Here is a 13,013-nt window from a genome sequence, read left to right on the forward strand (position 1 = left end):
TCTGCAATGCCAGTCAAGCCATCGTCGTTCATGCAAAAAGTACAGCTTCCATAATCAACAGCATGCCTCTTGCAGTGAATTTGCCCTGCAACACCCTGACCACAACACTCTAAACCACCCGAAGATTGTAATGCTACAGTAAAAGTTATAGAGGGACTTTATTTTAGTGTGCATGGACGCAGATTTTGGGGCCACAACCTGGGGAATCGGCACGCTTGGGGAGGAAGAGTCGAATGGGGAATGCTCATGGCATCCGCAGACTGGTGACGTTGACAGCCATGATTGGGCTGGCGCTGATCGGAGCATCAACAGGCGCATACGCAACCACCGGCGATATGACACCTGCATCTGCCACAGAATCGCCCTCGCCCAATCCTGACAGCAGCGCAAGTCCATTGCTCCGGGCAGGCAGTGAGGCACAGGCTGGAGCCGCTGCCCCGACCGCCTCACCGTCACCGTTGGCCAGTAACAATCCTTCACCATTCAAGGCCGTCCAACCATTCAACAGCAAAAAGGCAGACAGACCGTTCAGGGACAGCTCACCGAGAGACAAGTCACCCCAGACCAGGGATTCATCCTCATATACCCTCACTTTCGAGCCTGACGGGGGCTCGCTGGTATCCGGCTCGCCAGCCCTGAGCCAAACAGTAACCTCAGGTCATCTGGCATCCCCTCCTACCGTCACCAAATCAGGCTACCTGTTTGACGGATGGTTCCTCAAAGGCTCCGATGTGGCCTATGACTTCGGCAAGCCGGTCACCAGCACGCAGTCGCTGACGGCCCATTGGTCGTCGGTCAACGACGCCCAGTGGACGACATCCGACGTCAGCGGTGGCGACACCGGGGGCTCTGCAATCACCCTGACTCCCCCCAAGCCCAGAGGAGTGAGATTTGCACAGGTCAGCGCCGGCCACGACCACACCCTGGCCGTAGGTTCGGACGGCCACGTCTACGCCTGGGGCGACAACAGCAAGGGCGAGCTTGGCGACAGCACCACAATCAACAAAAACACGCCGGTGCGGATCACTGAAAACGAGGCCATCAAGGGAAAGACCTTCATATCCGTCAGCGCGGGAACCACATTCTCCATGGCCCTAGCCTCGGACGGCACCGTCTACACCTGGGGCGACAACAGTCGCGGCGAACTCGGCAACGGGTCCACCACGAATTCTTCAGTACCGGTAAAGGCGAATCTTAATGCCACCATCACCGCCATCAGCGCCGGATACTGGCATGCCATGGCCCTGTCCTCAAGCGGGACGATCTACACATGGGGAGACAATCAATACGGCCAGCTCGGCAACGGGCGCACGGGCGTCAACGTCAACTCTTCACCAGCAGCGGTCTCTTCATCCGGCGTCACCTTCACCACCATCAGTGCCGGATACGATTTTCAAACGGCGCTGGACAGCCAAGGACATGCCTACGCCTGGGGACGCAACCAGGGCGGCCAGCTCAGCATCGGCACCATGGACGGCACCAGCAGTGGTTCCAATGTCTACACTCCATCGCGCATTTACGGCGACTCGACCGGCAACCCAGACAGCACTGTCTACACCGACATCGATGCAGGGTACCTGCACGTCCTGGCACTGAGCAATACAGGCAAGGTGTACTACTGGGGTTATCCCCTGACCAAGAGCGACAAAGCCGACAGCGTCCACTCCTTCTATCCCAGCCAGGTAAGTCTGCCCCCGGAAGCGGCGACGCCTGTTTCAGTCAGCGCCGGGGACTACTCCTCTGCGATGGTCGACTCTGCAGGCAGCCTGTACATGTTCGGCAGCAATTCCAGCGGCCAGCTGGGCGACGGAACCACAGACCCCAGATCAGATTCAGATATGACCAAGGTGAGCCTGACAGGCGTCACGGTCACTGCATTCGATGTCTGCCGGCACAGTCTGGCCATCGGCTCGGACGGGCTCCCCTACAGCTGGGGCGAAGCGAAAAACGGCAAGCTGGGACAGGGTAGCAAGGGACTTCAAAGCGGTTCGCAGACCACGCCTGCAGCGGTCGGCCCGCCCCAGATAGATCTGACCAAGGTGACCTTCGGCAGGACGGATGTAGCCAAGACCGACACCAACAGCCCGATTAACCGAACCTCAGCAGGCGACGACACCTGGAGTTCAAATACCCCATGGACGGTCACTACCCCGCACCACACTTACGGAACCACCAAGATCAGGATCAATGATGGTCAATGGTCCATTGGCGGTGCTGCACAGCAGGGGCAAAGCATCGGCAACTATACATTCACACCCACTGCCCAGAAGGTCACTTTTGATTCGGACGGAGGCTCATCAGCCTCGGACCAGTTCGTCACCGCAGGCAAGCAGGCTTCGCGTCCCACCGTCACCAAGGCAGGTTTCCTCTTCGACGGCTGGTTCATCAAGGAGGCAGACGGCAGCTCCAATGTGGCCTACGACTTTAGCAGTCCTGTCACCGAGCCGGTGAATCTGAAAGCGCATTGGTCTTCGTCAGACATGAAATGGAAAACCTCGGATACCCTCCATGGCGACGACACCGGGGGCTCCAAAATCACCCTGACTCCCCCCAAGCCCAGAGCAGTGAGGTTTACCCAGGCCAGTGCCGGGCGCTACCACACCCTGGCTGTGGGTTCTGACGGACACGTCTACGCCTGGGGAAATCAGGCCAGCGGCGGACTGGGGAACAGCAAAAACTCAGGCACGGCGGCGACACCTGTACGGATTACCGAAAATGATGCCATAAAAGGAAAAATCTTCATAGCCGTCAGCGCCGGCGACGCTTATTCCATGGCCCTGGCCTCAGACGGCACGGTCTACACCTGGGGTAGCAACGGTAAGGGGCAGCTCGGCAACGGCACTACCGATAATTCCAACGAACCAGTAAAGGCACAGACAGGCGATGCCAAAATCACCGCAATCAGCGCGGGACGGGCATACGCCATGGCCCTGGCCTCGGACGGTACAGTCTACACCTGGGGCAACAACGTTCAAGGCCAGCTCGGCATCGGCAGCTCAGACAAGAACAGCCATTCCACCCCTACCAAGGTCACGGCTCTGTCCAACATAATCGCCATCAGCGCAGGGTTCACCACAGGCACGGCCTTGGACAGTCAAGGCCATGCTTGGACTTGGGGCGAAAATACCAAGGGACAGCTCGGCAACGGCGCCCTTGCTGGCAATCCGACTCCGACACGTGTCCAAGACCTGAACACCGGACAGCCTGATACCCGGTTCTACATCGCCATCAGCGCGGGATACCAACACGTGTTGGCACTGGATACGGATCATAACCTCTATGGGTGGGGTTCCGGCACCGCCATCGGCTCCACTACAGATACCAACGTCAGCACGAGAGGATCCACCGCGATCAGTTTCGGAGACAACGCTGTCAGCATCACCGCCATCAGCGCAGGCGACGATGGATCCGAAGCCATAGACGACAGCGGAAGCATCTACACCTGGGGCAAGGAGGGCTACGGCCAACTGGGCAACGGCGTGAACGATAATACGGCATGGCAGACCAATCCGAAAGCCATCACCCTGGCTCAGTCAATAAAGGCTCGCGCAGTGTCCACCTCCAGCCATCACCAGACAGCCATCGGGTCTGACGGATTGCTCTACACCTGGGGATACAGCTACTACAACCAGCTCGGACGAACCGGGGCAACCTCAGTGCCTGGCACCACACAGTCGCCGCAGATCACCCTGATTAAGGTCATCTTCGGCACCATGGCCAGCAGCACCAAGCCAGCCACGAACCTGACCCAGACAGGCAAAGACACCTGGGATGCAAACCAGGATTGGACCTTCGTCACGCCCGCGTACCCGTACGGCCCCTCCAGTTTCACCATCACATGGACTATTGCCGACGATACCGGAGACTCAAGGCAGACACAGCAATTCGACTACACCTTCGATCGGACCAAGAAGCGCATAACGCTTGACCCTGAGGGAGGTACTGGAGCTGCATGGACAAGCAAGGACATCGAGGAAGGCGAATTGATACCCCGACAGACCGTGGCCAAGACGGGCTTCCTCTTTGACGGGTGGTTCGTCAAAGCGGATGACGGCAGTTCCAATGTGGCCTACGATTTCGGTAAGCCAGTCACGGACCCGTTGACCCTGGTCGCGCACTGGACGCCTTCGGCTCCAACTACTGTCGACCCAACTGTCAGCCCATCCACTGGCGGATACCAGGTCACCATCACTCCGCCCTCGCAGCGCGGCATCCGCTTCGCCCAGGTCAGCACAGGCAAAAACCATACCCTGGCTGTCGGCAGTGACGGCAACGCCTACGCCTGGGGAAACAACAGCACGGGACAGCTCGGCAACGGTAGCAAGGACAGCAGCAAGACGCCCGTCCAAGTGAAGAAGCCATCCGGTGCAGGTACCGACTTCGCCTACACCCAGGTAAGCGCAGGATATGGATTCTCGTTGGCCCTCGGCAGTGACGGCAATGCATACGCCTGGGGAGACAACAGCAGGGGGCAGCTTGGCAAGGGCGCTGCCGACGGCACCAATACGACGCCCGTCCAAGTGAAGAAGCCTTCCGGAGCAGGTACTGACTTCGCCTACACCCAGGTAAGCGCAGGCGGCTATCATTCCCTGGCCATCGGCAAGGATCATCAGGTCTATGCCTGGGGGGACAGGAGCAACGGCGGGCAGGTGGGCGACGGCAACACGACCGGGAACGCCCCTGCTCCTGTAGCCGTCAACGCAAGTGCCACCAGTCCTGGATTCCAGGCCAGACAGGTCAGTGCGGGATATCAGCACTCTCTGATCATCGGCATAAGCGGGCAAACCTACGCATGGGGATACGGCGACAGCGGCAGACTGGGCAACAATGCCAAAGCCTCACAGGCCACTCCTGTGTCGGTGTCCTCACCCATGCAATACGAGGACGGATCGACAGGATTCTTCGCCACCCAGGTCAGCGCGGGAGGCTCGCACTCCCTGGCCATTGGCAGAGACGGCAAAGCCTACGCCTGGGGTGCGAATACCGACGGGCGACTGGGCACCGGAGACACCAATGATGCCGCAATACCAACCCTGGTGGCCGATCCCGACGGAGGTAGCGATGGATTCAAACCCACCGAGATCAGCGCCGGAGGATGGTTCTGCGCAGGAATCAACGACAAAGGGAAGATATACACCTGGGGAAACAACGGTCAAAACGCCCTGGGCAATGTCTCCATCACGGGATCCATCAGCGCATCCCCCGTTCTGGTGAGCAAGGACGGCAGCACCACACAGATCAGTGCAGGCGAGCGCCAAGTCCTGGCCATCGACTCCAACGACATGGCCTATGGCTGGGGCGACAACAGCAGCAGACAGCTAGGGACCAATTTGGACAGCACTTCCGTCAAGGCAGCCACCTTGGTCTGCCCGCCGCAATTGACCATCAGCTCGGTCACAATCGGCACGGATCCGGATACTGCCGCAGTTCTTGAACTGACCCGGAGCGGTACAGCCGACGCATGGGGATCGTGGAATACCTGGACCTTCTATACCCCAGCCTTCAAGGCAGGCCGGACAACAGTCAACATCACCTGGAATGTGGGCCAAGGCAACCCTCAAACCGAGAATCTGCCCTTTACCTACAAGGATATTCTGCCTCTGACCGGTAGCCAGGGTCTGCTCATCGTGCTGCTTGTCGGACTTTTCATAACGGTGACTGTCCTGGCAGCAAGACAGCATTACTTGGAAATGGCTCGTCAGACTCTAACCAGCACTCGCTGATACCTTGTGGCCGACGGCATAGGAATTGATCCGAGCCGTCGGCCATGACCATACGATGAATTTCCTCAGTGTGAGTTGGCCTGGTCGGCCAGCCGTTCGTGGTCGCGCTTGGCAGCATCGGCCACCAGATGCAGATAGGCCTCAGCCAGATCCGGGTCCAGCCCGTAATCATCAGCCTTGTCTCGCAAGGTAGCTATTTGTGTGCTCTCCCGGCGCATATCCGCCGAGGCGAATCCTGCCTGCGCCTTAAGCAACCCGACGCGGTGGGTCACCCTGAACCGTTCGGCCAGCATGGCGACAATGGCGGCATCGATGGTGTCCACATCGGCACGCAGTTCCTCCACCTGGCGGGCAGCCTGGGCCTGTGGACCCCCGCTCTGCACCTGGTCATCGATCACTGTTTCCATCTTCGCATCGCTCATAAAAGACCAGTCTAATCAAGCTCCCTAGGCGACTACGACAAGCCCTGCCACCACTGTGACACTGGTGTTATTGTAGTGGATGGGATTATTGACTCTTGGGGAGAGAGTCTCGTTCGTCTACACCTGCCTATACAAGTGCCGGACGCATGGGGGAGGATGCCTTCACATGAAGATGGTACGTAGTCGTCGCGTCACACTGCTCGTCAGCCTATGCTGCGTCTTGGTTGTCTGCAGCATGCTTGGTCTGCAATTCGGTCAAGCAGCGCCGGAATCCAATGAGACCGCAGTCGAAACTCAGGGAACTGGAGCAATTGGCACTGGAACCAACACTCCCGGACAGATTCCTTCGGTTTCCCCCGGTCCCTCATCGTCGCCGTCGGGCATGCCCACCCTGTCCAATGGCTCTGGTGCGGCGGCAACAGGACAATCAGCGCCTGCCGCCAGCACATCGCCCACCTCGCCGTCCTCGCCTTCGCCCGGCACAGCAGGTTCCTCGGAGCCAACATCAACCGCCTCTTCCCCATCGAATACCACCAGCCACACAGTCACTTTCGACTACAACATGCAGTCTGCAACTCCGACAACTTCGACTGTGGCTGATGGCGCCCAGGTTGCGCGCCCCAGTCCTGAACCCACCCGCCGAGGATTCGTTCTCGAAGGATGGTTCGCAGGCAAGGTAGCCTATGACTTCTCCGCTCCTGTGCATGCGAACCTGACCCTGAAAGCCAAGTGGGCCCGCGCCGACCAGACCTGGACCATGCAACCGCAAGAGGGACCCGAATCAGGAGGCACCGGAGTGACCCTTACCCCGCCCCCGCCCTCCGGTGTCCGTTTCAGCCAGGTCAGTGCAGGCATCCGGTTCTCACTGGCTTTGGGATCGGATGGCAACGTCTACGCCTGGGGCTATAATGGTGGTGCTCAGCTGGGCGATGGCACTGTTGTCAACAAGTCAACGCCCATAAGGGTGCCCCGGCCCGAAGAAGTCCGCAATGACAAGGATTTTCGGTTCGTCAGCGTCAACGCTGGTCGGTTCTTCAGCATGGCCCTGGACAACCATGGCACCCTCTGGTCCTGGGGATACAACTATCTGAAGACCTTGGGCAACCCTAATGTGGCTGACAGCGGCATGCATAACTATTCGGAATACCCGGTCAAGGTAATGCTGCCTGAAGGAGCGCCGGCCGGATTCACCTACAAGGCCGTCACCGGCAGTCACAATCACACCCTGGCCATAGGATCGGATGGCAACGTCTATGGCTGGGGAACCTGCAGTGAAGGAGAAACCGGCCGCCATAAGTGCGACGGCATATGCGACTCCACGCCCAGCCTCATCCAGGGATTCGATAAGAACCACAAAATCATAGCTGTGCAGGCAGGAATGAACTACTCAACAGCTCTGGACGACGCTGGCACGGTATGGTCATGGGGAAGCAACCTTTACCACCAGTTGGATCCATCCGCCGGCGCGGTCGTAGGCAACTATACGCCGATCAAGATCAACGGCCTTGATAAGGTCCATGTGGTGGCCATCGCAGACGGCTCCGAAAACACTCTGGCCCTGGATGACCAGGGAAGGGTCTGGACCTGGGGAATGAACGAAAACGGCCAGATCGGCAACGGGTCAAGCGCCAGCAAGACCGAGGTGTTCAAAGACCCCGTCCAGGTCAGCTTCCCCCAGGGGACCAGAATTACCGCCATCGCTAGTGGCCACCATTACGGTTCCAATCACGCCATAGCTCTGGATTCAGATGGCAATATCTGGACCTGGGGCGACAACACCTACGGACAAATGGGCGACGGCAAGACCTCTGCAGCAGACAGCCCCCAGACCACTCCGGAACGCTTGGAAGATCCAAAGCTTGCCGGTCGGCACTGGATCAGCATCAGCGCTGGCGAGGATTTTAATCTGGCTATCGGCGACGACGGCCAGACCTACAGCTGGGGACGTGACGACGAGGGCCAGCTGGGTCAAGGCACCAGCGGCGATAACTTTCATAACCGGCCCTCCGCGGTCGCCTTCCCCTGGCCGGCAAAACTGACCGGACTCCAATTCGACACAACGGATATCACCACCGGAATGAAGGCACAAAAGAACGGGACCTGGACGGCTACCACCCCGCCGCACGCCCCAGGGCTGGTGGATGTGACCCTGACCTGGACCTTGAACGACCAAGAACAGACCCAGGTCCACCTGCCCTTCCGTTACCTGTCGGGCGGGGTGAGTGTAACCTTCCAGTCGGAGAGCGATTCACCAGCGCCGCCCAGCCAGAGTCTGGAAGCGGGAGAGCGAGCAGTCCGTCCCGGCACTGATCCGACCAAGGCCGGCTATCGCTTCGATGGCTGGTTCCTAGGCAAGACCGCTTACGACTTTTCCAAGCCAGTCACCAGCTCCATGACGCTCAAGGCCCACTGGAGCCCTGAGAGTCAGAACTGGACCATGACACCAGACCATGGAACCGAGATGGGCGGAACGAAGGTCACCCTGACACCGCCAGCCCTGCGAGGCATTCGCTTCAGCCAGGTCAGTGCCGGTTCCCACTGGTCCCTGGCCCTGGGATCTGACGGGAAGGCCTACGCCTGGGGCAACAACGACAGCGGCCAGCTGGGCAACGCAAACATCTCCAAGGGCAGCACCAGCACCATACCGGTCCGAGTGGATATGCCCGAGAAGGCGGAGGCCGACTTCGTCTTCACCCAGGTCAGCGCAGGCCGGGATTATGGCCTTGCTCTAGGTTCCGATGGGAAAGTCTACGCCTGGGGCAACAACGACATTGGCCAGCTGGGCGACTCCACCCTGAATGCACAAGGCCGGCCCCATCTGGTACCTGGTCTGCCGGACAAGATCCGGTCCATCAGCGCCGGCAGCGGACATGCCTTGGCTCTGGATTCCCAGGGACGAGTCTGGTCCTGGGGCGCCAACCAATACGGCCAGCTAGGCCTGGATAATGCCGGCGGCGATACCGTCTCGCCAGACGGGCGAACCAGCCCTGCCATGGTGACCGGAATCCCGGCTGCCACAACGGCAATAAGTGCCGGAAGCCGGTATTCGCTAGCCATGACCGTGGATGGACAAGTCTACGCCTGGGGCACCAATGATTCCGGCCAGCTGGGCGATCCCTCCCTGCCAGTGATCGCTGACGGCGCCAACCCCACGCCGTCTGTCGTTCAAGGATTGACGGGCGAGATGAGCGCCATCAGCGCCGGAGACCACCAAGCGCTGGCCCTGGACTCCCAAGGACGCATCTGGACCTGGGGACAGGTCAAGGGCGAGAACAAGAAAACCCCTGCCCTATTGACCCTTCCCGACGGACTGCCGACGGGGTTTGCCATCACGCAGATCAGCGCCGGCACCGGAGCATCCTCCGCCCTGGGCTCCGATGGACAGATCCTGACCTGGAGCAATGCCACAGAAGGCTCAGACCCAACATCCTTGGCCAAACCCAAAGATGCGCCTACAGATTTCAGCTTCACTGCCGTCAGCACGGGCGACCCGAGCTCACTAGCCCTAGGCTCCGACGGCCTGGCCTACGGATGGGGTGCCGACGATGCCGGCCAGCTGGGCGACGACCAATCCGGACCGGACCTGAACAGCAAGACTCCACAGGCTGTTGTGATTAGAAGCCAGGTTAAGACGGTCACCTTCGCCGGACTGTCCGCAGAGGGAACCCCGCAGTATCAGAACGGCACCTGGTCGGCAGTCACACCGCGTTACAGGCCCGGGCAGGTGGATACCGTCATTCAATGGAGCCTGGTAGGCGTGGATCAAAAGGATCAGACCCTGCCCTACACCTACGACCAGCTGGCCATCCTGCCCCTGACCGGCAGCACGGGCGTGATCCTGCTGATCATAGCTGGCCTGTTGGGCATGGGAGCCGCCATGGCTGCCAGATTCCATCGGCAGGAGAACAAAATGGCAGCATGACAGGGGCAGGGACGACACTATGAAAAACCTTGGCTGACAGGCTTCGAATAGATCATCGCCCTAAACAGGTGTCTTGTTTCGCCACTGCTTATGCATTGGGCCCTATCCACGAACTGAATCGCGGATAGGGCCCAATAAACATGTCAGGCGTCAGGCCCGAGTCACTTCTGAGCCAGCATGGACTGGTTGATAGCCGACAGAAAGTCCCGGTTGGTGGCCGTCTTCTTCAGCCTGGGTACCAGAGTCTGGTAGGCCTGCTCGGTCTCCATGCCGCCCAGGAGGCGACGCAGCCGGTAGACCACAGCCAACTCTTCGGGCGCGGTGATCAGCTCCTCGCGCCGGGTACCGGATGCGTTGATGTCGATGGCGGGGAACATGCGCTTATCGGCCAGGTCCCTGGTCAGCCTCAGCTCCATGTTGCCGGTGCCCTTGAACTCCTCGAAGATGACCTCATCCATCTTGGACCCGGTCTCCACCAGGGCCGAGGAAATGATGGTCAGGGAGCCGCCGTTCTCGATGTTACGGGCGGCGCCGAAGAAGCGCTTAGGCGGGTAGAGGGCCTGAGCGTCCACGCCGCCGGAGAGGATGCGGCCGGAGGCGGGAGCCGAGATGTTGTAGGCGCGGGCAAGACGGGTCATGGAGTCCAGCAGGACCACCACATCCTGTCCCAGCTCCACCAGGCGCTTGGCCCGTTCGATGGCCAGCTCGGCCACGGTGGTGTGATCGCTGGCTGGACGGTCGAAGGTGGAGGAGATGACCTCGCCCTGGACCGTGCGCTCCATGTCAGTGACCTCCTCGGGCCGCTCGTCCACCAGGACCACCATCAGATGGACCTCGGGGTTGTTGGCGGTGATGGAGTTGGCGATGGACTGCAGGGTCAGGGTCTTGCCGGCCTTGGGCGGCGAAACGATCAGACCGCGCTGACCCTTGCCAATGGGGGCGACGATGTCGATCAGGCGACCGGTGATGTTCTTGGGCTGGGTCTCCATCCGCATACGCTCCTGCGGGTAGAGGGGGGTCAGCTTGTTGAAGTGGGGGCGCCCTGCTGCATCCTCCACGCTCATACCGTTGATGGTGTCGATGGCCTGCAGGGGAACGAACTTCTGCCGCTGATTGCGATGCTCGCCCTCGCGGGGGGGACGGATGGATCCATGCACGGCATCGCCTTTGCGCAGGCCGTACTTCTTGACCTGACCCATGGAGATGTAAACGTCGTTGGGACCAGGCAGGTAGCCGGAGGTGCGCACGAAGGCGTAGGAGTCCAGCACATCCACAATGCCGGCCACGGGAACCAGGTCCTCGGGCTTGAAGTTCTCCCTGGGCTCATAGTCACGATCCCGGCCGCTGCTCCGATGGTTGTTGCGGTTGCGTCGGTCGTTGCGATCATTGCGGTCGTTCCGATCGCCCCGGTTTCGGCGATCATAGCCGTTGTGCCGGTAGTCGCGCCCTTCATCGCCGCGATCCTCGTAGCTGCGCCGACGAGGACGGTCATTCCGTGAGGGCAGTGCTGCCAGGATGTCGTCCAAATTGCGCACTGAACCGGAGCCTGAGCCTTCGCGCTCCTCACCATGTTCACGCTCGCCCCGGCCACGGTTGGTGTGGGAACCTCGGGATGAATCCGTGCTGCGATGACGGCGACGGGATATGACCACGTTTTCCTCGTCGGCCACAGTATGGGGGAAGCGGTTCCGGTGCTCGGTATGACCGCTCTTATGATCGTCAATGCCCAAAACATCGAAGAGGTCTCCGACAGGACGATCATCCTTGGATTCCTTGGTCTCCGTAGACTCCTGTCCGCCCTCCGCTGAGGACTTCGCCTCCTGCTTTGTCGGTTGCTGCTGTTCGGCGGCCTGGCCCCCCTTGGCCACGGCGGCCGCAGCCTTGGGCTTGCCCACGGTTACTCCCTCAGGGGCCTTGCCGCCCGAGCGTGCCGCCTCGATCGTCTCGATCAGGACAGGCTTGCGCATGCCGGAAATACCGCGCAACCCCAGCTGCCTGGCCAATTCCTTGAGTTCGGGCAGCTTCATGGAATGAATATCTTGGCTTGTTGCCACTGTTGTAATGCCTTTCCTTCGCTATGCCTAATTAGGCTAGGCAAATAGCTTGAGAATAGTGCGGGGGTACCGCTCATGAAAATTCGATGCCGACTCGGCTTATCGAACTTACATAAGCCTACAACGAGTGCCCGACCGGTGCAAGGAACAGCCTGCGTGTCCAAAAATTCATGGATAAGCCTCTAGACTGGGCATATGAATGACCGATCATCTCTGCGTGAGCAACGGCGGAGCGAATTCGTAACCACGGCCATGCGGGTCTTCGACCGGAAAGGCGCCGCAAACACCTCCCTGCGCGACGTAATCCACGCCATGAACCACGGCAAGGGCGTGGGCATGAGCGTTTTCTATTACTACTTCAAATCCAAGGACGACCTGGTAGATGCCTGCGTGCGCACCTACCTGGCCTCCTACGTGGATCATGTAGTCGACATTCTGCAGGATCCTGACCTGAGCGTTCAAGAGGCATTGGACGACATCTGCCCGCATCTGATAAGGGCCATCTGGAAAATGGACGTTATTTTCGCAGACAAGGCCAACTGGTACAGCTATTTGAGCACCAACAGCGCTGTACTGGAAGGCTTCGTCAAGCAGATCATCGACCCTTTGACCAAGGCTCTGGACCGCTGGCTGGATCGGGGAGACCTGCCGCAGACCCAGCTGATCCAAACAGCCAGCACCCGCACTGTAGCCTGGCTGATGGCCGACGGGCTCTCGTCCATCGTCAGCAATGGCAGAGGAGCCGCCGGCCACCCGCAGATCAGAGAGGTGGTCCGTCAACGTGTCCGCGAGAGCGTGGCCTTCTTCTCGCAGCTGCTGGGCCTGCCACTGAAGCCCCCAGCCATCGCCCTGTCATAAAATGACCAAGCCCCCGACTCTGCAGTCGGAGGCT

General features: G+C 59.9%; 5 protein-coding genes. 3 read left to right on the forward strand and 2 right to left on the reverse strand.

Annotated features, from left to right (window positions below; all coding sequences use genetic code 11):
* Positions 1-233 precede the first annotated feature (233 nt).
* Positions 234-5,723 carry an RCC1 domain-containing protein gene (locus LPC22_RS02985; protein WP_229131936.1) on the forward strand — a complete coding sequence of 1,830 codons (5,490 nt, stop codon included), beginning with the start codon at positions 234-236 and terminating at the stop codon, positions 5,721-5,723.
* Positions 5,724-5,788: 65 nt separating this feature from the next.
* Here the strand turns inward: LPC22_RS02985 and LPC22_RS02990 are convergent, their stop codons facing one another.
* On the reverse strand, positions 5,789-6,145 hold the full coding sequence (locus tag LPC22_RS02990) for a chorismate mutase (RefSeq protein ID WP_229131938.1): 357 nt from the start codon (positions 6,143-6,145) through the stop codon (positions 5,789-5,791).
* A gap of 166 nt (positions 6,146-6,311) precedes the next feature.
* Between LPC22_RS02990 and LPC22_RS02995 the strand changes: the two genes are divergently transcribed.
* On the forward strand, positions 6,312-10,067 hold the full coding sequence (locus LPC22_RS02995; protein ID WP_229131940.1) for an RCC1 domain-containing protein: 3,756 nt from the start codon (positions 6,312-6,314) through the stop codon (positions 10,065-10,067).
* A gap of 161 nt (positions 10,068-10,228) precedes the next feature.
* Here the strand turns inward: LPC22_RS02995 and rho are convergent, their stop codons facing one another.
* Complete coding sequence (gene rho, locus LPC22_RS03000) at positions 10,229-12,094, reverse strand: transcription termination factor Rho (protein WP_373312865.1); 1,866 nt, start codon at positions 12,092-12,094, stop codon at positions 10,229-10,231.
* 222 nt (positions 12,095-12,316) lie between these two features.
* Between rho and LPC22_RS03005 the strand changes: the two genes are divergently transcribed.
* The gene (locus tag LPC22_RS03005) at positions 12,317-12,979 is read left to right on the forward strand and encodes a TetR/AcrR family transcriptional regulator (protein WP_121915001.1); all 663 of its coding nucleotides are present in this window, start codon (positions 12,317-12,319) and stop codon (positions 12,977-12,979) included.
* The last annotated feature ends 34 nt before the right edge of the window (positions 12,980-13,013 follow it).

It is taken from the genome of Bifidobacterium mizhiense, from assembly GCF_020884755.1.
GTDB lineage: Bacteria > Actinomycetota > Actinomycetes > Actinomycetales > Bifidobacteriaceae > Bombiscardovia > Bombiscardovia mizhiensis.